Below are 24,938 nucleotides of genomic sequence, written 5' to 3'. Positions count from 1 at the left end.
GGGGAATTCTATGAAAATATTCCATACAGCTGACTGGCATCTTGGTAAAATTGTTCAAGGTGTTTACATGACGAAAGATCAAGAGTATATTTTAGATCAATTTGTAAGGGATGTCACTGAAGAACGACCAGATGTGGTTGTGATAGCAGGTGATTTGTATGATCGTGGAGTGCCGCCTACCGAAGCAGTACATGCATTAGATCAATGTTTAGCCCATATTGTTTTAGAATTGAATATACCTGTTGTTGCAATATCAGGAAATCATGACAGCCCAGGACGTTTGCGGTTCGGTAGTCAGATGATGAAAGATCAAGGGCTTCACATTGTTTCTGAGCCATCGAAACAACCTGATCCTGTCGTGTTATATGATGATGCTGGAGCAGTTCATTTTCATTTGATCCCTTATACAGAACCAGGGACAGTGAGGCATTTATTTAATGATGACATGATTAGAAGCCATCATGATGCAACAGAAGCTTTAGTTAACTCTATTAAAGAAACGATGGATGAATCTGCACGCCATGTTATGGTAGGCCACTTGTTTGTAACTCCTAAAGGACAAGAACAGGATAATACAAGTGATTCAGAGCGACCACTGGCGATTGGTGGGGCGGAGCATGTGGATGCATCACTATTTGAAGTGTTTGATTATACGGCATTGGGCCACTTGCACCAAGCGCATTTTGTCGGACAAGAAACAATTCGTTATTCAGGCTCGCCTTTAAAGTATTCCATTTCTGAAGAAAACCACCAAAAAGGATATTTAGTTGTTGATTTAGATCAAGATGGAACAGTTAGCATTGAAAAGCGCTCGCTACAACCGAAACATGATATGCGTACGGTGGAAGGCTACATAGATGACTTGCTTAAGGGAGAAGTGAATGAAGACTATGTGTTCGTTCGTTTACTAGATGAAGAAGCGGTTCAATTTCCAATGGAGCGAATACGTTCTGTGTTTCCAAATGCCTTGCATGTTGAAAGGCGATTACCTCAGTCTAGTCATCATGCTGAACAAGAAGAGCGGGTAGCACGGCATCGAATGTCAGATATGGAATTATTTCAGGCATTTTATCAGGATGTCAGAGGAGAGAATCCTACTGAAGAAGAAGAGGCTATTATGGCCGAAGTATTCCATGACGTATTAAATCATGACTAGTATGAGAGGAGAAGCACGGCATGAAACCTTTAACCTTAACTTTAACGGCATTTGGCCCTTACCGAGAACGTGAAGTGATTGATTTTCAACAGTTAAAACATCATCGTTTATTCGTAGTATCTGGTAGAACAGGTGCTGGGAAGACGACCATTTTTGATGGAATTAGTTATGCGCTTTATGGGACAGCGAGTGGGGAAGACCGTGATCATGAACAATCGTTAAGAAGTGATTTCGCCAATGATCAATTACATACTAGTGTTGATTTAACATTTGAAATTGGTGGCGAAAGATATCGTGTTTACCGGCAAATGCCGCATATTAAAGAGGGAAACAAGACAGCAACAGGAGGGCGACATGAATTATATAACTTAACAGAAAGTGGAGAAGTACCTTGTGTTGATCGGCAAAAAAAGTCTGACGTCGATGAGCAGATTAAAGCAATTGTCGGTTTAACCCAAGATCAATTTCGTCAAATTGTCATGTTACCACAAGGGGAATTTCGCAAACTGTTAACATCTGATACAGAGAATAAAGAAGCGATTCTACGCCGAATATTTAATACCATGCCTTATCAAGAATTAAGTGAACGAATTAAAGAAAAACGTGAAGAAGCCAAAAAAGAAAATGAGCATGCTCTCAAAATGCGCGATCACTATGTGCATGCGATTTTAAACAAATTGCCTGGACGTGACTCCCGCTTATTTAATGTCTTAAATCAAGACTATTACAACATTAATCAGGTTATTGATGGCTTGACTGAAGAAAGGAAACATTATGTTGAGCTTGTGAATCAACTTGAACAAGAAAAACAACGGTTGAATAAGGAAATTGAAAAGCAAACAAGTCATATTCAACAAGCTAAAACTACACAAGAAGAAACCAAGAATTTAGAGCAAAAGTCAACGCGCTTGAATCAGTTGTTAGAACGAGAAGATGAGATGAAATACAAGGACCAATTATTACAACAAGCTGAACGCGCAGCACAGATCGAACCTTATGAACAACAGTACCGTGATCTTAAACAAGAGCTAACAGATCAACAAAAAACAGTCGAAACACTAACACAGAAACAAGAAAGAGCGAATCAGCAGTTAAATCACGCAACAACAAACTATCAGAAAGAAAAGGCAAAAGAAACGAAACGACAAGAAATCCATGTTGAATTCACCCGATTAAAGGACATACATCCCAAAGTCCAAGCTCTTCATGAACAAGAAACAAAACTTGACCAGATGAAGATCAACTTAAAAAATGCAGAGAAGCAAAGTTATGACTTAAATAAACAATATGATGAACAATTTGAAATTCTACAATCAAAACGGAAACAAGTAGAGCAATTGGAGCAAGCTGTAGAGAATTATTTATCATTAGTTGAACAACGCCAAACAAAGCGGGAACAATACCAATTCGTAAGGGATTACGCGAAACAATCCAAAGAAAAACAAGCATTGGAACAATCAATTCAAGAACAAAATCGACTCTATGAACAGGCTAAGTCAGAGTATGATGCACTGCAGAATCATTGGTTGAATAGTCAAGCGAGCATATTAGCGTCTCATTTACATGATGGTGAAGCGTGTCCAGTCTGTGGAAGTGTTGACCATCCAGATAAGCAGACTGCGACAATTGATGCTCCTTCAGATGATAAGTTAGAACAAACAAGGCAGAAGATGGATCAAGTCTATGGAAAACTCAATCAGTTGGAAGGGCAGAAAGAATCGGTTGAGTCGAATCTGAAATCGCTTGAACACCAAGTGATTGAAATGGGAGAGTCGGTTGAAGATATTGATCAAACACTTCAAAGAATAGAACGTGAAGGACAAAAATTAAAAGAACAAGTAGAAAAGAAAGAAAAACAGAATCAGGAGTTAAAACAATTAAAGCAAGATGTGAAATTGGCTGAAGACCATCTCAACACACTTCGTCAGCAGAAGGAAAAGCAAAATGAAGCACATCAAAAATTAACTGCAAATGTACTGTCTGAAGAACGGACTTATCATAATTTATTAAATGATATTCCCGAAGAAGTACGTCAACTTTCCCAACTAGAAGAGAAGCTCGCTCAATTAGATGCTGAGCAAAACCAACTTCAGAAGGATTGGGAAAATGCACAGAAGACCTATGAGCAGGCGCAAGAACAAAAAACGACCATTGATACTCAATTAAACGAAGCTCGTCATCAATTAAACCAACTTGAAGATAAACAAACACGTTTACATTCGGTGTTTGAAATGAAACGACAAGAAGCTGGGTTTACGAATGCTGAGGATTATGAAAAAGCTAAGTTACCAACTGAAAAGCGGGAACAAATGAAGCAAGAGAACGAGCAATACCGACAAGAAGTGTCTGTGCTAAAAGAGCAGATTGAAGAGTTGAAGCAGCGTTTAGAAGGGAAACAACTCGAAGATATAGAAACGTTAGAGGAACAATTACAAGCCGTTAAGAACGCCTATGAACAAACATTGAATAACTACAATACACATTTGCGACAACTTGAGACGATTGATGAGCTCATTAATAATCTCAAAGAAAACCAAGAGACTATTGCTGAGAAAGAAAAGCAATTAGGTCAGTTCACTGATCTGCATGATTTGATTCGTGGTCAAAATGAACAGCGCTTATCATTTGAACGTTATTTACAAATTGATTATTTGAATCAAATTATTGAAGCGGCCAATATGCGATTACGACATTTATCGAATGGGCAGTTTTACTTGGTAAGAAGTCAGCGTCAAGAAGCGCGGGGTAGGCAAAGTGGTTTAGGGTTAGATGTGTTTGATGCTTACACAGGTCAAGAACGAGATGTGAAGACTATGTCAGGGGGCGAAAAGTTTAATGCATCCTTATGTCTTGCGCTTGGTATGTCTGATGTGATTCAAAGCTATCAAGGGGGCATCTCGATTGAGACGATGTTCATTGATGAAGGTTTTGGTTCATTAGATGATGAATCTCTTAATAAAGCAATCGACACGTTAATTGATCTACAACAATCCGGAAGAATGATCGGTGTCATTTCACATGTCGATGCCTTGAAATCAGCTATACCAGCTGTGCTAGAAGTGTCGAAAACAATGGACGGATACAGCCAAACACAATTTATCGTAGATTAGACTCCATTAAAAGAGCGAACATAACCAATGTGGTATGTTCGCTCTTTTTGTTTAACAGAATATATGACGGGCGATGATATTTTACGCTCACTCGCTGGTATTATGTCTTCACTCGCTGGAAAGTCTCACTCACTCGCTGGTATTGCGCCTCAACTCGCTGGTATTGTCCCATCACTCGCTGGTATTGCATCCATGCTCGATGGAAACCACCTTCGACTTGCTGGAAAAATGCCTGGTCGTAAACAATCAAATCCATTAATAGATAAAATATCCACTTAAATCAAGTCAGATTAAAACAGAATTATAGATGATAGTCATCATCTTTCAAAAGAATACGTAGTTTCCGTTTCGCAGCTTGTCCCCAACCCTTAACTGCATCAATGGTTGCTCCTTCTTTTTCGGCAATTTCAGCAAGTCCATAGCCTTGAATGATTCGCTTTTCAACGAACAACCATTGTTTATCTGTTAAATAAGCACGCACAGATGACCAAAAATGTGGGTCGAATTGCTCCATCTCTATGGGCGTAAATGGTTGTTCTTCCATAAACTCTTTCATAACTTCGCGGTCTTGAATGCGTGTCCGTTTGCGGATTAAATCAATAAGTCGACTTCGGATATGAATCGAAGCCATTTTTGAAAAAGTATCCGTCTCCCCGTATTTCTTCCATGCTTCCCATAGTGCAAGCATACCTTCTTGATAGAAATCACCATGAGGGTCACGTATATTTAAGCGGTGAATATGGTAGTGAATCATTCGTTTGTATTGGTCTAATATTTGGTCAAAATGATCGGTTTCCATTTATTTGCTCCTCTAATTAAGAGGCCGGCCTTCAAGTAATACTGTAATTAACATTTACAAATTTGTCATTTCGGGTTTTGCGCGAATAATTAGTGAGATAATGCTTTTTTCTTTCAAATTAAAGCAGTTATTTACAAAAAGTCATGACTTTTTAACATTATAAGTGAATTTTCTACAAATCAGCTGATAGGATTTCAAATATACAATCGTTTAATCATCACTAAAAGTGTTAAAAAAGCGGTTTACCACATAAAGTGATAAACCGCTTATCTTGATTAACCAAATGGATACTGATAATTAATTTCTTCATTAAATTCCACATAATCAAGGTAAATCATTAATAGTAAGTACCATTTTCCGTTCTGTGGATCTCGCACCACAATATGATCTTTACCTGCTTCCTCAACAATGCCAGTAAACGTCATATCGTTCCATGCTTCATTATTTTCAAATGTCATATAAAAGGTAGCTTCTTTTCCTGTGTTCAAACGTAGAATGTTTTCAATATATGATTGTTCACGCGGGATTCCACTGACTCCGCCTGGACCACCAGGACCACCTGGGCCTCCAGGGCCGTTTCCATTTTGCATCCAAGGTGGCATCCCTTGCATGCCTTGATTTTGCCCCATATTGGATTGCGGTGGCATATTAGGGTTCATTTGCTGACCATACATATTTTGTTGAGGCATTTGCTGTTGAGGCATTTGTTGCTGAGGCATTTGCTGGCCTTGGCCTTGACCTTGCCATTGATTTTGTTGGGAAGGGGAGCCTTGGTATGGAGGCATATTTCCCCCTTTAACATTAGGGTTATAGCCCCATGGTTTGTTGTTTGGTCCGCCTTTGTTCATTCCCATTTGTCCTCCTTTGTAAGGTGGTTTATAAGATGATCCACCTTGGTTCGATGATTGTTTACCTTTGTTTGGATACCATCCTTGTTGGTTATGTTTAGGTTGGTAAGGTTTTTGGGCGGGCTGTTTGTAGGGTTCTTTTTTGAATGATGGTTGAGATCGTTCATTGTCGTTTTGATGATCTTGGTTATTGTTAGACTGATCCAAAATAATCAACCTCCTTAAATTAGTTAATGAAGTTAAGCCCGACTATAAGATATTAGGGCATTCTCCCGGATACGGATTATAAAAACAATGTGACTTGTATCTTCCAGACGATGGTTGCCCGAACCATTCAGGTGGGCATTCTCCTTCTGGACGGAAAAACCACAGTGAGAACTGTCCAGGACTGAATGTTTCACCCCTCACTGCTCTTCTGGCCAATCGAAGGTCCTTTTCACGAGCTCGTTGATAAAAATAAGAATCTTGAACAGCTTCAAATCCACCTGGCGATTGATAAATCATGTCAGGGAGTGATCGAATATCTTCAAAGTCTAAACAATCTCCTAATACTCGATTAACTCCAACATTTCCGACTAGTAACATACCAAGTTGGCCGTCACCTTCTGCTTCAGCACGCATGAGTCGAGCAAGTTCTTTTAGTTGTGCTTCTGTATATTTAATTGCGGCCATAAGATCACACCTTTATTAGGGCCAATTTTCATCACTAGTTCATGTATATGTAGGCCACCGTAATTCATGATAGGTTTTATCTAAAAAAATCCCCCTTAAGCCAGATATTGGCTTAAGGGGGGTGAATATTTGTGCTTATTAAACTTGTAAGAGTTTTTCTAATTGATCGCGTTCTTGGCGATGGCCGATATAAAAGGATCCGAATTCAGCGAATCGTGCGCTCACTTCGTCAAAACGCATTTCATAGATAAGTTTCTTAAATTGAAGCATATCATGGGCAAATAAAGTAACGCCCCACTCCCAGTCGTCTAAACCTTGACTTCCAGAGATGATTTGACGAACCTTACCAGCGTATTTACGTCCAGTCATGCCATGCTGATACATTTGCTTACCGCGTTCTTCTTTCGGAAGCATATACCAATTGTCATCACCTTCACGACGTTTATCCATTGGGTAGAAACAAATATGGTTCCATTTAGGTAAGATCGGCTTTAGACGAGCCTGTATTTCAGGGTCTGTTTCAGGATCTTTACCTTGAGCCATATAAGTTGATAATTCCACAACAGAAATGTAGGAATACGGTTGAGTGAAAAATTCCGCCATTTTGGTTTTGTCTAGGGCGAATTCAAGATCAGTTAATTCTTCGGTTGTTGGTCGAACATTTAAGAATAATAAATCTGCTTTATGTCCAATCATTTTAAAGAAACCGAAGCTTCCTTGTTTGTCAGCTTCAACATCTTGCCATGAGGCCATTAAGTGATTAAGTTCGCTAACAGCTTGATCGCGTTCTTCTTGGCTAGCTTTTTTCCAAGCGGTCCAATCAATTTGGCGGAAATCATGAAGCATGTACCAACCGTCTAGCGTTTCAACTGCTTCTGGCATTTGTGTCACTCTCCTTCAAATAAATCATCCATTAACTACTATAACACAAGGCATGTCTGGGGTTAAAAGAAATACATATGAACGTTTTGTTAACTAAGAAATGGTTCGATTACGTTTGTTCATAAGGTTCAATCTATTATCAAACCATTGTTGTTCTGTCTCGGTAAACGTTTGGTTAAAGACTTCTATATTTCGCTGTTTTAACTTGGTTAGGAGCTGATCTATTACTTCTTTCGTTGATAAAGATTTGCCCAGTAACTGTTCTAGAGAAGCCATCATTTCTGGTTTGATTGAAGGATAGTTGAATTTCGTTTCTTCACCTTGCACAGCCTTTTCATAAAATTGCTTAATCACGTCTGCTCGTTGTTGTCCATCGCCTTCAATACATAAGTAAATTTGCACAGCTGTTCCTTGTTTGACCCGTCTTTGTGAAATACCAGCGAATTTCTGCCCGTTAATACTTAAATCATAAGTGCCAGGACAGTACGATTCTGATATTTCATAAGCATCGATAGTATAAGGCTCGTCTTCGAATAACCAACGAATAAATTCAACCATCGCTTGATAACTGTCATGGATATCGAATTGTTTTTCTTCTGGAAAAATGAGTGAAAGGTTAAGCACCCCTTCGTCTAATAAAACAGCTAGACCCCCAGAGTTCCGAATGATCACTTTGTATCCTGCATCGTTTAAAAACTGAATGCCATCATTTATGTGCGGTGTTCGACTGTCAGGGATCCCCAATACAACCGTGGGGCGGTGAACCCATAAATGGATTGCAGGTTGTTTTGTTTCAGTTGCTGTTAAGCACAGCGTGTCATCAATCGCAAATGACGTCATGATATCAGATTGGTTAATATCACTATCATCAACGAGTCGCAATTGATCAAATTGTAATAACGCATGATTCATCTTCATCGATCCTTTTTTCTTTATTAAGGCTTAGTGTTGATTATTAAGTGATATAGCACTGAGTTGTTGAATTGTGAGAAGCGAAGGTGGCGACTCCTGTGAGAATAGCACGTGTCTCGAGACCCCCAGAGGCCCACAGGATGTGGGTCACTTCGGCGTTCGGACAGGACGTCCGGCACTTAGCCGAAGTTCCTTTAGTTGCCGAGGAGGCTCGAGCCGTGCCCACGGAAAGCGTCCACCGAAAGCGGATCACAATATCAGCAACGGACTTTAACTGAGTGATTCAACTAAACTTCCTTTATTATAGCAAACTTGAACAATTAAAAGAAAAACTAATAAAGCTTAATGGAAGGGGCGAAAAATGTTAAAATAGTTATAATTTTAAAATAGTTAAGGTGGAACAATAATGAAGAAACTACTATTAACAGGTTTTGAACCGTTTTTAAATTTCCCGATCAATCCAACAAAAACAATAGCCGAAGCTTTAGATGGGCAACAAATAGGCAATTATCAAATTATTAGCCGTATATTACCCGTTGATTTTGCAACAAGTGGCGAAGCAATTACTCAAGCAATTAGTGACCTAGAACCTGATGTCGTTGTGGCATTAGGCTTAGCGGGAGGACGACACAAGATCACACCTGAAAGAATTGCGATTAATTGCAACGGAGGAGTTGAAGCAGATAATCAAGGTTATATCCCTGATGGAGAACCGATTATAGAAGGTGGTCCAGATGGAATCTTCTCAACATTGCCGATTCAAAAAATGGTCGATCAAATGAAAGAAGCAGGTTATCCAGCTGAGATATCTAATTCAGCTGGGACTTATCTGTGTAATCATGTGATGTATCGAGCGCTTTATACTATTAGATCGCAAGCTATACAGATACCGTGTGGTTTCATTCATATGCCGGCTTCTCATGAACTGGCGATTAAGCACGGGAAACTACCAAGTTGGTCACAGTCAGATCTACAACAAGCTGTAGAAATTTGCCTGAAAACCATTGGGGCCAATTCATAATGCGTTTTACATTGTATCCATTGGGTAATGAAGCTGTCGTCGTGGTCCTAGGTGAAACGATCTCGCCCGCCATTCATGATGATGTGGTGCATTATTATCAAATGATCCAACAGGCAGACTTACATTATGTCACAGATATTGTTCCAACTTATCGGTCCATTGCTGTTTATTATAATTGGCGCCAAACGAATTATGGTGAGATGACAGATTTGATTGAAAAAATATTAAATCAAGATGACTCGTCTAGTAGATCGCCACAAAGGCGGACAATTCATTTGCCTGTTTGTTATGATGAAGCGGTTTATGCTCCTGATTTGGCTCATCTTGCACAAGTCCATCAATTAACGGAGAAAGAAGTTATCGAGCGCCATACAGCACCTTGTTATCGTGTTTATATGATCGGGTTTCTCCCTGGATTTCCGTATATGGGTGGTTTGGATTCAACATTAGAGACACCAAGGTTAACGACGCCGAGAGCACATGTGCCAGCTGGAAGTGTAGGGATTGCAGGTGCACAGACGGGTGTTTATCCAGTAGATTCCCCTGGAGGTTGGCAAATCATTGGCCATACACCTATTCAACTGTATAACCCAGATTCTGATGACCCGACACTGCTAAAAATGGGTGATTGGTTAACGTTCCAGTCGATCTCAAAAGAAACATATGAACTGATTAAGCAAGAGGGACGAATAGAAGATTTTATCGAGGAGGGATGAGAATGGAAGTTGATTTAAATGCTGATATCGGCGAAAGTTTTGGCCCTTATGAAATAGGTGATGATCAACGTCTAATGGATATTGTTTCGTCTGTTAATGTCGCCTGTGGTTTCCATGGTGGTGATTACCGTGTGATGCATCAGGTAGTCAAACAAGCCGTCGAGAAGAAAGTGAAAATTGGAGCGCATCCTGGCTATCCAGATTTAATCGGTTTTGGACGTCGTCATCTCGAGATGGCATCAGAAGAGATCTATCAATTAATCGTTTATCAAATTGGAGCACTGCAAGCTGTATGTCGTGCTCACCAGACAACATTACATCATGTGAAACCTCATGGCGCTTTATATAACTTAGCTGCCAAAGATCAAGTAGTGGCTCGTGCTGTCGCCCAGGCTGTTTTTGATGTCGATCGTGATTTATTGTTATTTGGATTAGCAAATAGCGCTTTGCTTGAAGCAGGAGAGGCTGTTGGTTTAAAAGTGATTTCAGAAGTGTTCGCTGACAGAACGTATACAGAGGAAGGTTTGTTGACACCACGTAGTCAAAGTCGGTCTGTATTGACTGAGATGGATGATATAAAAGAACAGGTGCAACAAATTGTTTTTCATCATGGTGTTACAACCCCAGGTGGCGAGCGAATTCATTTAAAAGGCGAAACGATTTGTTTTCATGGTGACGGGGATCAAGCGTATCAACATGCACGATTTATTCGTGATTATTTGCAAGATGAAGGGGTCGTAATTAAGGCGTGTGATTATCATGACTAATCAGACGCTACCATTATTACAAGTCGATTCCGCTCAGTTACCTTTAACTGTACAAGACTCAGGAAGACCAGGTTATCAGCATTTAGGTATTCCTGTTTCTGGAGCTATGGACCGTTACGCTTTAATTACTGGGAATCAACTATTGAATAATGATCCAGGGTATGCAGCGTTAGAAATCACATTAGGTGGTGTAACACTTACTTTTACGCTTTCGGCCGTTATTTGTGTAACAGGTGCTGATTTAAATGCAACATTAGACGGAGAAAATATTCCTTCATGGCAAACGATCAAGGTTGAATGTGGACAAACACTTTCATTCGAACGCCCAGTGAAAGGGGCGCGTGCTTACCTTTGTGTGTCGGGTGGAATTGTTTCTGATTCTTGGTTAGATAGTCAATCAGTTTTTGAGAAGGGTCAGTTAGGCCGTAAATTAACAAGAAGTGATCAGGTGTACGCAACCGATAAAGCCACTGAAGCAGTAGTCGACTATAGATTATCATCTGATTTAATCCCTGAATATACGCAACACATGACATTACGGGTTATCTTAAGTCCCTACGCTCAACGTTTATCGAACGAGTCTTTGGAGCACTTCTTCCAGGTGACTTATACCTTTCGAAAAGGTGATCGTATGGGGTGCCAATTACACCATGATCAACCATTAATTCATCAAACAAGTGACAATATGGTCTCTGACGTCGTTAGTTTTGGAACGATTCAAGTGCCTGCAAGTGGGCAGCCCATGATGCTATTAGCAGACAGGCAAACAACAGGTGGTTATACAACGATTGGCACAGTCATTACGGCTGATCACTGGAAATGCGCCCAGTTAAGACCGGGATCAACTATCCGATTTCAAAGTGTTTCGATACATGAAGCGGATCAATTACTACAACCATGGAAAGAAAAATAATAATTTTTTTAAGTTGTTGCCATGCCTAGTAAGTAAGCGGTTTGATTAAGGATGTTAGGTAGGAGGTTGGGTTTTAATGGATGTCGAAACAAGCTATAATATGACTAGAGAAAACGAAATAAGAGTTGTGAATAGAAAGGTCGGGAAAAATGGCATATCGTGATGAAAAATTAGACGAAGAAAAAGTGTTTAAAGATCCTGTTCATCGTTATATTCATGTACGTGATCGCGTCATTTGGGATCTTATTGGTGCTCGTGAATTTCAACGACTCAGACGTATTAAGCAACTCGGAACGACTTATTTGACCTTTCATGGTGCCGAACATAGTCGCTTCAACCATTCCTTAGGAGTCTATGAGATTGTTAGACGGATTATCGAGAACTTCCGTGAAGAGCCATTTTGGAATGATGACGAGCGGTTGTTATGTTTATGTGCAGCCCTTTTACATGACTTAGGCCATGGCCCTTTTTCCCATTCATTTGAAAAAGTTTTCGATTTAGACCACGAAGATTTCACACGGAAAATTATTTTAGGCGATACGCAAATTAATGCTATTTTAAAACGTGTCGACCCACAATTTCCGCAAAATGTCGCTGATGTCATACATAAGACGTATTTTAATAAGTTGGTTGTTAGTTTAATTTCGAGCCAAATTGATGCAGATCGAATGGACTATCTTCAGCGTGATGCGTATTTCACAGGCGTCAGTTATGGACATTTTGATATGGAAAGAATTCTCCGGGTCATGCGACCGAAAGAAGATCAAATGGTGATTAAAGAAAGTGGGATGCATGCCGTAGAAGACTACATTATGAGTCGTTATCAAATGTACTGGCAAGTGTATTTCCATCCTGTGACTCGAAGCGCAGAAGTTATTTTGTCAAAGATTTTACATCGTGCTAAAGAATTGTATTTTGCCAATGATTTTCAGTTCAAATTAAAACCTCGTCATTTTGAAAGTTTCTTTGAGCAAGAAGTGAGTTTAGATGATTATTTGAAACTAGATGAAAATGTGGTGTTTTATTACTTTCATATTTGGCAGGAGGAAGATGACGAGATTCTAGCGGATTTATGCCGACGATTTGTCGATCGTGATTTGTTTAAGTATATAGAATTTGATCCAGCTGATCAGTACCAACAATTAATCGAGCTGAAAGAAAGTTTTATTCAAGCAGGTGTCGATCCTACTTATTATTTAGAGGTTGATTCGTCTTCGGATTTACCGTATGACTTTTATCGTCCTGGTGAAGAGGAAGAGCGATTGCCAATTCATCTACAGTTACCTTCAGGTGAATTGAAAGAACTCTCTAGGCAATCGGAAATTGTGGAATCCATATCAGGTAAAAAACGAACCGACCATAAGTTGTATTTTGCGAAAGATTTAATTGATCAGTTGCCAGATAATGATGTTAGTAAGCAACGAATATATGACATTTTAAAAGGGTAAGGAGTTGTGCTCATGTTAGAGGATCATGCGAAGTTGATGGCGTTTTTTGACCAGGCAGATGAAATTGTCGGACGTAAACGACTGCAAAAGATGGTTTATATTCTTAAAAAATGTGGCTTTGATTTTTCAGAACGTTATACTTTTCATTTTTATGGTCCATATTCTGAGGAGCTATCGACGCGAATAGAGGAGTTATGTAACTTAGGATTCATCGAAGAAGAGCGTGAAAAAGAAAAAGGCTATTATCAATATCGTTATCATTTAACAGATCGAGGCATTCACTTTTTAGAGCAATCAGATTTAAGGCCAGAGAATATGACAACCCTAATTGAAGAAATGGATGAACATAGTTCTAAATTTCTTGAATTAGTCTCGACCATACTTTATTTTCAAGATTTCTCGAAGGATGAAATCGAGGAAAAAGTACAAACCGTTAAGAGTCAACAAAACTACACAGCTGATGATTTTGAAGCGGCTTGGCAGTTTATTGACCGATTAAACGCACACTAAGAAGGGGAGTGACTGACCCCTTCTTTTAATTTGTTAAATTTGAGAATATTCTTGTGAGCCGTTATGATGGATGTGGTGAATTAAATAGCTTAGGGGTGACTCAAATTATGGAACGCAACTTAAAAGTCGTAGGTATTTGTGGTAGTTTGCGTGAAGACTCTTCAAATAAAAGGTTATTAGATTTAGCTAAAACAATGCTCCCGGATTATGTGGAATATGAGTCCTTAGAGTATCAAGATGTGCCGGTATTCAGTCAGGATATTGAAAAACCTGTCCCTGAACCTGTTCAACGGATTAAGGACCAGGTTGAAAGTGCTGACGTTCTACTCATTGCAACCCCACAATACAATGGTTCATTTCCAGGTAACCTAAAGAATGCAATTGATTGGATGACACGTCCAGGTGGCCATAATTCTATTTATGGCAAAATAGCTGGCATTGTAGGTTGTACCCCTGGTCAAAGCGGTACGATGCAAGCGCAATTACATCTTAGAGAAGTATTGAGCCATTTAGGGATTCAGGTTCCAGCTAAACCTCGTGTGATGATTAGTGGTGTACTCGATTTAATCGATGAAGATGGTAATTTACAATTACCAGAGGTAGAGGTTAATAACTATCAAAAAATGCTAAATGAAGTGTTTAAGCTAGCCCAAATTAAATCACTATAAATAAAACAGGTTAGCCTCATTAGTGAGGCTAACCTGTTTTATTTTTGTTCTAAACGGCGGATACGTTCATCTAAATCAGGGTGAGATGAAAGTAACTTCATGAGTCCGCCTTTATTATTAATTTTCATTGTTTGGATCGCATCATCATTCGTGTTGTCCTGTACAGTATTAACTGTGTTCTTAAGTGAACGAAGAGCATGTTGCATCTTATCTTTACCAGCTAAGTCTGCGCCTCCACGATCAGCGTGGAATTCGCGGTAACGTGAGAACGCCATGACGACCATGCTGCCTAAGATTGAGAATAGAATTTGGAAAATGATAATCGATGCAAAGTGTACGACGAAACGCATTTCTTCGTTTACAAAGTTGGAGACAATTGACGCAACAATACGAGATAGGAAGACGACAAAGGTGTTAATGACACCTTGTAGTAATGTCATCGTGACCATGTCACCATTTGAAACGTGTGCTACTTCGTGTGCTAAGACACCTTCAACGGCATCATCATCCATAGAATTAACCAATCCTGTTGAGACTGCAACAAGTGACCGTTTTTTAGTTGGGCCTGTCGCAAAAGCGTTCACTTCTTTTGAACGGTAAATACCGACTTCAGGCATATGCATTAGGCCAGCAGCACGTGATAGACGATGAACGCGTTCAACGAGCTGGCGTTCAGCTGTCGATAAATTATCATTTGGATCAAGGACTTGTACCTTCATCATCTTCTTAGCCATCCAGCGAGAGATTGCTAAGGAAATAAATGCACCGGCGAAACCGACTAATATACTGAAAACACCGAGTGAAACGTAGTCAATACCTACGCCAACCCCACCATTATAAATTGGACCAATATCAGTAAATGATGTAATGACTGACCAAACAATGACGATCGTTGTTAATACGAGAATGTTTGTTAATAAGAAAAATAAGATTCTTTTACCCACTATACTTCCCTTCCTTTCTTAATCGTCCATACGTATTATACCACGAAAACAAGGTAACGAAAATGTAAAAGCTTCCTTAACAATGACAATTTAACGAAATAGTAATACGATTCAGACGTCTAGAACATATGATGAATAATGTATGGTTTTAGATCACGAAGGAGGAATTGTTATGTATTATAATGATGAAGAATATCTTGTCCCGCCCACTTATTTGTATGCTCCGATGAGACAAAATTATGATGGAGAAACTATTAGTGGTGATACAACGTGGACTGAAGGTGGTTCTGTTACAAAGTGTAATTTAGCTTGGTCTGATATGAATCATATGACGACGGCTGTTAGTGCTGACAGTCCGTATACCTGTGGTCAATTATTAAATGTAAAATTTGAAGACACAGGTAAGGAAGTGACGGTGAAGGTCGTTGATACAGTAGCAGGTTATCCGCCGAATCGTTTGAATTTACATCGAAAAGCATTTGAAGCTTTAGGCGCTAATTTAGATTGGGGGATTATACCGATCCGAATTTCGGTCGTTCCAACAGATGGAAACGGTCAATTACGTGATGTTTTGTGGAATGTACTCGGGCAAACTTATCCAGGAGCCACAATTAAAAATAGCCAGTGGCAAGGAGAAGAGAATGTTTCAGGGGGGTATCGGAAAGAGTCTTATTTGTTTACATTAGGTACATCAGAAGGTGATATAACTGTAAGAGGAGATGTGGTCTTTCATCCGAATACGAAGCGAATTCGCTCGATCAATTTAACTGAAACGTCATGATAAAATAAGCGCGTTTTTGACGCGCTTATTATTAGATAGTCTCAGGTACAAGCTAGTTAGAGCGGGAGGAACCGTATTATTGATCGAATCATAACACTATTATTGTAATTCTTGCATCTTTGAATTACGATTTAACTAAGGAATTATTTATGAAAGAGCGAGGTATATATGGAAATACTTGATATTATATGGTGGATAGCCATCATTGCTTTATTTGCATTGAGTTACGCGGGAGTCATTTTCCCCGTCATTCCAGCACCGGTTGTGTTGTGGGCTGGCTTTTTCGTTTATCAATTTGGGTTGAATTCAGACGAGCTTACATGGGTTTTCTGGTTATCCATGGCGATATTGACGATTGTATTAATTGTAGCTGACATTATTGCAAACAGCTATTTTGTGAAGCGATATGGGGGTTCTAAACTTGGTGAGTGGACAGCTGCGGCAGGTGTTATTGTAGGTTCATTCGTTATTCCACCATTTGGAATAATTGTCGTGCCAGCAGTTGCTGTTTTCGTTGTTGAACTCATGCAAAACCGACAAGTAATGGAAGCATTACGTGCTGTGTTTGGCTCTCTAATCGGCTTTTTAAGTGGAGCATTAGCCAAATTTGTTGTCGTTACTATTATGGTCATATGGTTTTTTACTGTGATTATTTTTTAATTAACTTAAGAAATGAGGGGAGCACCCATGCGGAAGTGGATATGGTTAGCTTTAATTATTGTATTAATTGGGTGTACAAGTGAAGAAGAGCAAGTAACTGAAGAGCGGACGCTTGATGAATTATTGGGACAATGGCATGGAGCGATTGAAGTGCCTAATATGCCATTGGAAATACAACTAACGTTTGAAGAAGATGACGAAAATGAAGAGATAGTTGGTTTTATTGATATTCCTGCGCAAGGTATTGATCAATACCCGCTATCTGAGCTGGAGCTTGAAGAGGAACAAGTTCGTTTTAAAATGGATATCCCTGGCCAATTTGTGGAATTTGTGAGTGATTTACCTCATGATGATACATTGACAGGAGAATTTAGTCAGCAGGGACATACATTTGATTTCGAGTTAGAACGTGGTGAGCTTGAGACTGAACCTGAACAAGCGAGTGATGATATTAATTGGTTAACAATTTCATCAGATATTGGTGACTTAAAAGGTGAATTATTACAACCTAATAGTGAACAGACAGACCGGGTCGCTTTACTGATTCCAGGCTCTGGTCCAGTAAATCGTGATGGAAATAGTGCTGGAACAGAATCAGATACATTAAAATTATTGGCTGAATCTTTAGCTGAACAAGGCACAGCTAGTTTGCGTTATAGTAAGCGAGGTGTGGGGGAGAATCAAGAAGCGACGATTCCAGAAGAAGAAATGACCCTTGAACGCATGTCGGAAGATGCGGTGGCATGGGTGGAACGTTTAAATGAAGATTATGAGCAAGTCATTATAATTGGTCATAGCCAAGGAGCGCTTGTTGGTCAATTAGCTGCATTGCAAACCCAAGTAGATGGCTTTGTTTCTTTAGCGGGTGCTGGTCGTACGATTGATGATGTCTTAAATGATCAATTATCAAGTCAGTTACCTCAAGAATTTGAAGAAGAGGCTCAGAGCATTTTAAATCAACTAAGAGAAGGTGAGTTAGTAGAGGAAGAAGAGATCAGTAGTGAACTTTACAGTATCTTTCGACCAACGATTCAACCGTTTCTAATGTCATGGATGTCATATGATCCAGCTGAATTGATGACTCAAATGAATATTCCATCATTGATTATTCAAGGTACTCATGATCGCCAAGTGTTTGAAGAAGATGCGGAGCAACTAGCAGAAGCAAATAATCAAGCTGAATTAGTTATGGTAGAAGGAATGGACCACGTGCTTAAGCAATCCGATAGCGTAGAAGATACATTAAATTATCAAGATCCAGAACAACCGCTAGCTGACGAATTACTTACGGCCATTGAACAGTATATACAAAACTTATCTCAAAATGATAACTCTTAACCCGCTAATCTTATTCAAAAAGAATTCGTTTTAAAAAATTTAAAACGAATTGATAATATTTTCTGTTAATATCTTTATATTATGCTACAATGATTTAGAAGTCTGATAATTTAGAGAATACGTTTTGAGATAAACAATCCATTGATGGGGGAATCGTGTTGAAAGGTTTTGCAAAAGTCATGATGGTTGTTGGCATCCTTTCGGTTGTAGCGGGATTATTGTTTGTTGTGGTCGAGTCGATCACAAATGATTGGTCATCACTAATGAATTATGTTACATATATTTTATTGGAAGACTCTGAACGTGCTCTGTGGCAAGTAGGTGTTTTGATAGCTTTACTTGGTTATTGGTTATTATCAAGACAAAAACGAAAACAAAGAATATTTTATTAGTTGCTAGTTAAATTCAAGAGGATGAGACAAAAGAATAGTTAGCTATACAAAGGACGACTGTTTGAAACAGTTATAGGTAAGCAGTAATAAAGCGGAATCAAAACACGTAGACGCCCGCGGCAATCGAAGTGTTTTGCTGGAGCGTCATTTAAGCAGAAAACTCGAACGATTAATTTTTCAATTAAATCGTTCGAGTTTTACTTTGTATGATTAACTTTTGTCTTAGTTTCTTTTAGGTTTAGAATGTCATTTTTATTGATTATTAAAGAATAGGTATTTGAATTTCGGATAAATATTCTTCTGGATTATTTGTCATATACTGATCAATAATTGTTCGTTCAATGGCATCACCAGTAATAGTTAATTGATGTTTCTCAATATACTGAAACAGCCATTCGTAATAGGTTGGCGAATGAATACGTGCGTCTTGACAGTATAGACAGACGTATCTACCAGCTGGTAATTTCGTTTTAAGATCGTTTGTTATTTGATTATCATCAATAACAAGGAAAACTGAATTATAAGCATTGTATTTCATTTGTTTAATTCGGTCAATTGGAAGAGTGACACCAACAGATCCAATGAAGATAGATGGTGTTAAGTGAGATGTATTTTCAATTTTCCGTAATGATAGCTCAAGATCTGTCTGGGATTGAATGTCGTGATTTAACTGTAATATATGTTGATCTTCATAATGTCTTATAAATGGCTGATGAATGTAGTTAGACTGTTTTGCTAGATCAATCTCATTAATTCGGTTATTGACACGTTTATGAATTTGTTGCAATTCTGAAATTCTTTGAGCTATTTCTTCTTGGTGGCGTTTTAACAATTCGAGGAAATCGTCTGAATGACGTTCCTCGAATTGCTTTTTGATATCTTTTAAAGGTACACCTAAACTGCGCAAATAATTAATCGTGTTTAAATGTTCAAATTGCTCTGTTGAGTAGTAGCGATAATTGTTATTCGGATCAATTTCGGCTGGTTTGAATAAGCCGATTTCATCATAATAACGAAGTGTTTTAACTGATAGATTGTGTAGTTTAGCGATTTCGCCAATAGTAAAGCGATCTTTCATACTTGCCACCTCAATTGTTATTGCAATGCGTTATGGACTTCTTCAATCATGTTTTCAACTGCTTGTAATCCACCATCGGCTAAGTACCAATATTGCGGGTCAAGATAGTGAATTTGGTCTTCTTCATAAGCGGTTGTTCCTTTAATTAGGTCATTTTCAATCGTTTCTTTTGCTGCTGCTTCGCCGTTAACGACTTTATCACGGTCAATCACAAAGAGATGATCAGGATCCTGTTCAACGATATATTCAAAAGAAATGTTTTGTCCGTGGGTAGATGTTTCGATTGAATCATCGACAGGTTTAACACTCAATGTATCATGAATCATACCGAAGCGGGAACCTGAGCCATAAGCGCTAACTTTACCGCCAGTTGCTAAAGTAATTAACCCGGTTTCATCACTATTTGATGCGATATCATGTACCTCAGCGACTTGATCTTCTATATCACTTATACGATTATCCACTTGATCTTGAACGCCAAAGACGTCACCTATAATATTAGCGTTATGGGTAATGGAATCAACATAATTCTCTGAATCTGTTTCAACGTAAACGGTTGGTGCAATCTCAGCAAAATCCTCATATAGATCTTGTTGACGACCAGAGATGATAATCAAGTCAGGGTCCATTGCATTAACCGCTTCGAAATCAGGTTCTTTTAACCCACCTGCATTCTCGTAATCTTCACTACCGTAATCAGATAGGTAATCTGGTAAACTATCTTGCGGAACACCTTGAACAGGTAGCTCGAAAGCATCAAGCATATCTAGCATTCCGAAATCGAAGACGACGACGTTTTCAGGATTTTTTTCTACTTCTGCTGTTCCTAATTCATGTTCAATCGTTACGGTTTCACTACTATTATTTCCTTCCTCAGCATCAGCTGAACCGCAAGCTGCTAAAAATAATGCGACAACTCCTAATGTAAACCATAATACTATACGTTTCATTTAATCACCTCATATAATTTTTTAATTAGTTATCCGAAGTACACACATACTTTACAACGATCGAGTTGCTTGATTGGAATATCCATATCGTATATTTCTTTAAGTGAAGATTCTTCAATAATGTCATCGACTGGTCCTTGGTTAATAATTTCACCTTCTTTTAGCGCGACGATATAGTCTGAATAAAACGAAGCGAAATTTATATCATGAATCACAATGACGACTGTTTTCCCAAGTTCATCAACAAGTCGGCGTAAAACTTTCATAATCTGAACGGCATGCTTCATATCTAAATTGTTTAACGGTTCATCGAGTAAGATATAATCCGTATCCTGAGCAATAACCATTGCGATGTGAGCTCGTTGCTTCTGCCCGCCACTTAGCTCATCTAGATATTGGTTCTCTAGGTTTTCTAATTCCATAAAGGCGATGGCCTCGTCGATGTGGTCGATATCCTCTGGTGTTAGATTGCCTTGAGAATAGGGGAAACGACCAAATGAGACAAGCTCGCGGACGGTTAATCGAACAGTAATGTTATTTGCCTGTTTTAAAATCGCCATCTTCTTGGATAATTCCCGGTTTTTCCACTGACTGATTGATTGCTGATCGATATCAATATTGCCGATGTCATATTTAATCAGTCGGCTAACGGCTGATAATAGGGTGCTTTTACCAGCCCCATTAGGTCCAATGAAAGAAGTGATTTTCCCTTTTTGGATATTGACCGAGACATTGTTTACAACAGGTTTGTCACCATATGTTTTTGATAGCTCTTTTACTTCAATCATGCTCGACTCTCCCTTAATAAAAGATAAATAAAATACACACCGCCAGCGAAGTTGATAATGACTGAGATTGTTGTTGAAAATGTGAAGACACGTTCGACAATTAATTGTCCGCCGACTAAAGCAATGATACTAACCAAAATCGCACCTAAAATCAGTACACGATGCCGATAGGTTTTTAAGAACTCGTAAGCGACATTAGCAACTAATAGACCTAAAAACGTAATCGGACCAACAAGTACGGTGGCTATGGAGACTAAGATTGCTACAATAATAAAGATTTGCTTCACAATATAATCGTAATTAAGGCCAAGATTAATTGCTTGATCTTTGCCAAGTGATAAGACATCTAAAAACTTTGCAAACTTCAAGAAGTAGAGAGTTGTAACAGCCATACCTGCAAGCGCAATATAAAACAAATCTGTGTTCACATTGTTAAAACTAGCAAACATTTGATCTTGTACGACTTGGAACTCATTTGGGTCGATTAATACTTGCATAAATTCTGATAAACTATTGAAAAATGTCCCGAAAATCAACCCAACTAATAATAGAAAATAAATGTTTTCACCTTCACGCTTAAATAAAAAGTGATAGAGCAGTAAAGCAAAAACAATCATGAATCCAACTGAAATGAAAAAGTTAACGTATTGATTCATAAGTGAATGAGTTGAGCCAAACAGGAAGATGAGACCAGTTTGAATTAGTAAATAGAGTGAGTCTAACCCAATAATACTTGGTGTTAAAATGCGATTATTCGTGACTGTTTGGAAAATGACTGTTGAAAAAGCAATGGCACTCCCTGTTAAAACGATGGCGAAAATTTTCATCGCCCTTCTAGGTAGTACATAATCCCAATGCCCATCTAAGTTTGAGAAAAGGAATATCGCGATTAACCCGAGTGAGAGAATACTGAGAATGACAAGTTTCGTTCGGTTATGCATATGCCTTTCTCCTTAACAATAAATAGATGAATGTACCGCTGCCAATCACACCAACAGTCAAGCCGATTGGGATTTCGTATGGATAAATGATGACGCGACCGAGAATGTCACAAGCTAGAACGAACAAGGCACCGAGTATGGCTGTATGGGGTAAGTTTTTACGTAAATGATCCCCATGATAAATAGACACGATATTTGGAATAATGAGTCCTAAAAATGGAATGAGCCCGACAGTTAGGACGACAACAGATGTTGATACCGCTACAATAATTAGACCAATATTAACAACTTGTTTATGATTCAAGCCTAAGTTCGTTGAGAAATCTTCACCCATTCCAGCAATCGTAAATTTATTCGCGTAACCGTAAGCCACTGCTAGGAGCGGGATGCTTATGTACAGCAATTCATAACGACCCGCTAAAATCATTGAGAAATCGCCTTGTAACCAAGAAGACATGCTTTGAATTAAATCATGTTGATAGGCGAAAAACATCGTAATAGAGCCGATGATATTACCGAACATAATCCCGACAAGTGGAATGAAAATAGCATCTTTAAATTTAATTTTATCGAGTATTTTCATAAAAACCATTGTGCCAAGAACGGCGAATACCATTGCTGTCAGTGCCTGTAGCATTGGGCTAGCTGATGTGAATACTAAGAGTGAGACGAGAATACCAAGCCGTGCAGAATCCATGGTGCCTGCAGTAGTAGGTGATACAAATTTGTTTCGACTCAGTTGTTGCATAATTAATCCGCCTACAGCCATTGTAGCTCCAGCAATAATAATACTGATCAGCCGAGGGATTCGGCTCTGCCAAAGAATTTGCTGCTGTTGATCTGTTAGGCTCGTGATATCACTAATGTTTAGACTTGTTACGCCGATAAAGACTGAAAGAACGGATAACACGACTAGTACAATGAGTAAGTAGCGTTGTTTCATAGGACACAAACTTTCTAATGACATTCTCGTTTAATTGATAATGATTATCAATCTATATTAAATAATAAACTCTCCAGTGGGTGGAGAGTCAACAGAAATTGAGAATTATTTTCAATTATTTTTGGAAAATGGTGGGGATATGGATTTATGTTAACCAGACATTATCGATTAAGACATAAATAATTAGGATTGCTGTTACGATACGTAAGAGCGGTTTAATGTGGTTAGGATTAAGTTTACCAGCTAGGCGCACACCGATTTGAGCCCCGATTAATGAACCACATATTAAGGTGAATGTGAGGGACCAGATCACATGGCCTGAGGCAATATAACTGATCGCAGCACCAAAGCAACTAGCAAAGGTGGCTGCACGCATAAGGCCAACCGCACGGTAATAAGCAATACGAAGGTAGGAGAAGACATAAAGCATTAATGTGCCTTGACCTGGCCCAAACACGCCGTCATATATTCCGATCCCATATAAGAGCGGTGTTCCACGTGTTTTAAAACGAAATGTATTAGTGCCATCAAATGACGCTTTGCTAATAAATGAAAATAAAAAGGCAAAGATTAATAGACCAATTGCAATCTTATACATCAGATCAGGCGGAATAATAGACGCCACATAGCCCCCGGTTATACCGCCCGCTAAACTAATGGGTACGATTTTTAATCCTTCATTCAGTGTTACACCACGGTGACGCAGTACCATGAAGAAGATTATGAACGAACTGATTGAGTTGGTTACTTTATTGGCTCCAATTGCTGAATGGACGGGAATACCTAGTGCAAGCATTGCTGGTAAGCTGATTAAACCTCCTCCGCCGGCAAGTGTTCCTAAGACAGTTGCACTCATACCGACGAAAAAGAGGATGATGATCTCTAACATGGGATGTCACATCTTTCTATTGATTGTCTTTTGCATTAATTAAAGCGTGGATATGGTCGAAGTCATTAGCCTTTAAGCTTTGAATAATCTGGCTTCCAACAACCACACCGTCAGCCACTTCTGTCATGGACTGAACATGGTCTGGTGTCGATATGCCGAAACCAGCCAATACAGGGACATCACTATATGTTTGAAGTAATTCGAAATGTGTTGCTAAATCATCCGCAAATGTTTGACGAGCTCCTGTAATTCCATTAACCGTCACAGCATATAAGAAACCTTCTGACGCTTGAGCAATTTGTTTAATCCGTTCTTTGGAACTTGTTAATGAAACAAGTTGGATTAGGGCTAAGCCGTACTTTTCTTTTGCTTGTCGAATAAAACTTTCGTGTTCGAGTGGTAAATCGGGAATAATTAGTCCATCAATTCCTGCTGATTGAGCAACTTCCATAAAGCGATCTACACCAAATTGAAATATCGGATTTAGATAGGTCATGACAATAATCGGCGCTTTAATTGATTGGCGTTCCTCTGCCAGTTTATCAAGGATCTGTTGTAAAGTCACCCCTGTTTCACGAGCGCGTTTACCAGCTTCTTGAATGGTCGGGCCATCAGCTACTGGGTCTGAAAAAGGAATACCGATTTCAATGGCAGTAGCACCAGCTTGGTCGAGCTGCTGTAATGTAGGAATAAGTGATTCAATCCCTCCATCACCACCCATGATGTAGGGAACAAAGATTTTTTCGTTTTGTTCAAGCGTTTGATTAAAGACGACTTGCATATATTGTTTACCGTGCGTGATTGTTTCCATG

General features: G+C 39.0%; 27 protein-coding genes. 14 read left to right on the top strand and 13 right to left on the bottom strand.

Annotated elements, in window-relative coordinates; translation table 11 throughout:
- Window positions 1-10: 10 nt before the first annotated feature.
- Genes J2S77_RS06625 through J2S77_RS06615 form a run of 3 tightly spaced genes read left to right on the top strand, consistent with a single transcriptional unit; the run spans window position 11 to window position 4,545 of the window.
- The gene (locus J2S77_RS06625) at window positions 11-1,156 is read left to right on the top strand and encodes an exonuclease SbcCD subunit D (RefSeq protein WP_306975793.1); all 1,146 of its coding nucleotides are present in this window, start codon (window positions 11-13) and stop codon (window positions 1,154-1,156) included.
- Between the two features lie 20 nt (window positions 1,157-1,176).
- Window positions 1,177-4,266 carry an AAA family ATPase gene (locus J2S77_RS06620; RefSeq protein ID WP_306975791.1) on the top strand — a complete coding sequence of 1,030 codons (3,090 nt, stop codon included), beginning with the start codon at window positions 1,177-1,179 and terminating at the stop codon, window positions 4,264-4,266.
- Between the two features lie 27 nt (window positions 4,267-4,293).
- Window positions 4,294-4,545: a hypothetical protein gene (locus tag J2S77_RS06615; protein WP_306975789.1), complete on the top strand. Its 252-nt coding sequence runs from the start codon at window positions 4,294-4,296 to the stop codon at window positions 4,543-4,545.
- Window positions 4,546-4,567: 22 nt separating this feature from the next.
- On the opposite strand, the gene J2S77_RS06610 is transcribed toward J2S77_RS06615, so the two are convergent.
- The 5 genes from J2S77_RS06610 to J2S77_RS06590 form a co-directional block, all read right to left on the bottom strand.
- Window positions 4,568-5,065, bottom strand: a complete 498-nt coding sequence (locus J2S77_RS06610; RefSeq protein WP_306975787.1) for a sigma-70 family RNA polymerase sigma factor — start codon at window positions 5,063-5,065, stop codon at window positions 4,568-4,570.
- A 275-nt stretch (window positions 5,066-5,340) separates the two neighbouring features.
- A complete protein-coding gene (gene gerQ / locus J2S77_RS14440) occupies window positions 5,341-6,120 on the bottom strand; it encodes a spore coat protein GerQ (protein WP_370871792.1) in 780 nt (259 codons plus the stop codon).
- Window positions 6,121-6,162: 42 nt separating this feature from the next.
- Window positions 6,163-6,585 (bottom strand): cell wall hydrolase, encoded by a 423-nt coding sequence (locus tag J2S77_RS06600; protein ID WP_306975785.1) that lies wholly within the window; start codon window positions 6,583-6,585, stop codon window positions 6,163-6,165.
- A gap of 138 nt (window positions 6,586-6,723) precedes the next feature.
- A complete protein-coding gene (gene hemQ, locus J2S77_RS06595; RefSeq protein ID WP_306975784.1) occupies window positions 6,724-7,467 on the bottom strand; it encodes a hydrogen peroxide-dependent heme synthase in 744 nt (247 codons plus the stop codon).
- A gap of 93 nt (window positions 7,468-7,560) precedes the next feature.
- Window positions 7,561-8,379: a lipoate--protein ligase family protein gene (locus J2S77_RS06590; protein ID WP_306975782.1), complete on the bottom strand. Its 819-nt coding sequence runs from the start codon at window positions 8,377-8,379 to the stop codon at window positions 7,561-7,563.
- A 406-nt stretch (window positions 8,380-8,785) separates the two neighbouring features.
- On the opposite strand from J2S77_RS06590, the gene pcp reads away from it, so the two are divergent.
- The 7 genes from pcp to J2S77_RS06555 all read left to right on the top strand — a co-directional run bounded on the left by pcp (window position 8,786) and on the right by J2S77_RS06555 (window position 14,422).
- Window positions 8,786-9,400: a pyroglutamyl-peptidase I gene (gene pcp, locus J2S77_RS06585; RefSeq protein ID WP_306975780.1), complete on the top strand. Its 615-nt coding sequence runs from the start codon at window positions 8,786-8,788 to the stop codon at window positions 9,398-9,400.
- Window positions 9,400-10,116 (top strand): 5-oxoprolinase subunit PxpB, encoded by a 717-nt coding sequence (gene pxpB, locus J2S77_RS06580; RefSeq protein WP_306975778.1) that lies wholly within the window; start codon window positions 9,400-9,402, stop codon window positions 10,114-10,116. The genes pcp and pxpB overlap by 1 nt, the downstream gene beginning before the upstream one ends.
- A 2-nt stretch (window positions 10,117-10,118) precedes the next feature.
- Window positions 10,119-10,883, top strand: a complete 765-nt coding sequence (locus J2S77_RS06575) for a LamB/YcsF family protein (RefSeq protein WP_306975776.1) — start codon at window positions 10,119-10,121, stop codon at window positions 10,881-10,883.
- Window positions 10,876-11,796, top strand: coding sequence for a 5-oxoprolinase subunit C family protein (locus tag J2S77_RS06570; RefSeq protein WP_306975774.1), 921 nt, complete (start codon window positions 10,876-10,878; stop codon window positions 11,794-11,796). The genes J2S77_RS06575 and J2S77_RS06570 overlap by 8 nt, the downstream gene beginning before the upstream one ends.
- Window positions 11,797-11,945: 149 nt before the next feature.
- A complete protein-coding gene (locus J2S77_RS06565) occupies window positions 11,946-13,244 on the top strand; it encodes an HD domain-containing protein (protein WP_306975772.1) in 1,299 nt (432 codons plus the stop codon).
- A 12-nt stretch (window positions 13,245-13,256) separates the two neighbouring features.
- Window positions 13,257-13,754: a YwgA family protein gene (locus J2S77_RS06560; RefSeq protein ID WP_306975770.1), complete on the top strand. Its 498-nt coding sequence runs from the start codon at window positions 13,257-13,259 to the stop codon at window positions 13,752-13,754.
- A 107-nt stretch (window positions 13,755-13,861) separates the two neighbouring features.
- Window positions 13,862-14,422 (top strand): NADPH-dependent FMN reductase, encoded by a 561-nt coding sequence (locus J2S77_RS06555; protein WP_306975768.1) that lies wholly within the window; start codon window positions 13,862-13,864, stop codon window positions 14,420-14,422.
- A gap of 38 nt (window positions 14,423-14,460) precedes the next feature.
- Here J2S77_RS06555 and htpX read toward each other — a convergent pair whose 3' ends face one another.
- Window positions 14,461-15,366 carry a protease HtpX gene (gene htpX / locus J2S77_RS06550; RefSeq protein ID WP_306975766.1) on the bottom strand — a complete coding sequence of 302 codons (906 nt, stop codon included), beginning with the start codon at window positions 15,364-15,366 and terminating at the stop codon, window positions 14,461-14,463.
- A gap of 172 nt (window positions 15,367-15,538) precedes the next feature.
- On the opposite strand from htpX, the gene J2S77_RS06545 reads away from it, so the two are divergent.
- The 4 genes from J2S77_RS06545 to J2S77_RS06530 all read left to right on the top strand — a co-directional run bounded on the left by J2S77_RS06545 (window position 15,539) and on the right by J2S77_RS06530 (window position 18,537).
- Window positions 15,539-16,147: an RlpA-like double-psi beta-barrel domain-containing protein gene (locus tag J2S77_RS06545; RefSeq protein ID WP_306975764.1), complete on the top strand. Its 609-nt coding sequence runs from the start codon at window positions 15,539-15,541 to the stop codon at window positions 16,145-16,147.
- A 168-nt stretch (window positions 16,148-16,315) separates the two neighbouring features.
- On the top strand, window positions 16,316-16,807 hold the full coding sequence (locus J2S77_RS06540; protein ID WP_306975762.1) for a DUF456 domain-containing protein: 492 nt from the start codon (window positions 16,316-16,318) through the stop codon (window positions 16,805-16,807).
- A gap of 27 nt (window positions 16,808-16,834) precedes the next feature.
- A complete protein-coding gene (locus J2S77_RS06535) occupies window positions 16,835-18,145 on the top strand; it encodes an alpha/beta hydrolase (protein ID WP_306975761.1) in 1,311 nt (436 codons plus the stop codon).
- A 158-nt stretch (window positions 18,146-18,303) separates the two neighbouring features.
- Window positions 18,304-18,537 (top strand): hypothetical protein, encoded by a 234-nt coding sequence (locus J2S77_RS06530; protein ID WP_306975760.1) that lies wholly within the window; start codon window positions 18,304-18,306, stop codon window positions 18,535-18,537.
- Window positions 18,538-18,799: 262 nt separating this feature from the next.
- Here J2S77_RS06530 and J2S77_RS06525 read toward each other — a convergent pair whose 3' ends face one another.
- The 7 genes from J2S77_RS06525 to trpA form a co-directional block, all read right to left on the bottom strand.
- Window positions 18,800-19,615 (bottom strand): MerR family transcriptional regulator, encoded by an 816-nt coding sequence (locus tag J2S77_RS06525; protein WP_306975758.1) that lies wholly within the window; start codon window positions 19,613-19,615, stop codon window positions 18,800-18,802.
- Window positions 19,616-19,632: 17 nt separating this feature from the next.
- The gene (locus J2S77_RS06520) at window positions 19,633-20,565 is read right to left on the bottom strand and encodes a siderophore ABC transporter substrate-binding protein (protein WP_306975756.1); all 933 of its coding nucleotides are present in this window, start codon (window positions 20,563-20,565) and stop codon (window positions 19,633-19,635) included.
- Window positions 20,566-20,594: 29 nt separating this feature from the next.
- Entirely contained in the window at window positions 20,595-21,353 is a 759-nt protein-coding gene (locus tag J2S77_RS06515) for an iron ABC transporter ATP-binding protein (RefSeq protein WP_306975754.1), read from the bottom strand.
- Window positions 21,350-22,294 carry an iron chelate uptake ABC transporter family permease subunit gene (locus J2S77_RS06510; RefSeq protein WP_306975752.1) on the bottom strand — a complete coding sequence of 315 codons (945 nt, stop codon included), beginning with the start codon at window positions 22,292-22,294 and terminating at the stop codon, window positions 21,350-21,352. The genes J2S77_RS06515 and J2S77_RS06510 overlap by 4 nt, the downstream gene beginning before the upstream one ends.
- Window positions 22,287-23,237: an ABC transporter permease gene (locus J2S77_RS06505; protein WP_306975749.1), complete on the bottom strand. Its 951-nt coding sequence runs from the start codon at window positions 23,235-23,237 to the stop codon at window positions 22,287-22,289. The genes J2S77_RS06510 and J2S77_RS06505 overlap by 8 nt, the downstream gene beginning before the upstream one ends.
- 145 nt (window positions 23,238-23,382) lie before the next feature.
- On the bottom strand, window positions 23,383-24,126 hold the full coding sequence (locus J2S77_RS06500) for a sulfite exporter TauE/SafE family protein (RefSeq protein WP_306975748.1): 744 nt from the start codon (window positions 24,124-24,126) through the stop codon (window positions 23,383-23,385).
- 16 nt (window positions 24,127-24,142) lie between these two features.
- Entirely contained in the window at window positions 24,143-24,937 is a 795-nt protein-coding gene (gene trpA, locus J2S77_RS06495) for a tryptophan synthase subunit alpha (RefSeq protein WP_306975746.1), read from the bottom strand.
- Between the last annotated feature and the right edge of the window lies 1 nt (window position 24,938).

The organism is Alkalibacillus salilacus, assembly GCF_030812915.1.
In the GTDB taxonomy this organism is placed as follows: Bacteria; Bacillota; Bacilli; order Bacillales; family Alkalibacillaceae; genus Alkalibacillus; species Alkalibacillus salilacus.
The sequence above is the reverse complement of the archived record's forward strand: the minus strand, read 5'-3'. Positions and strand labels throughout refer to the sequence as shown.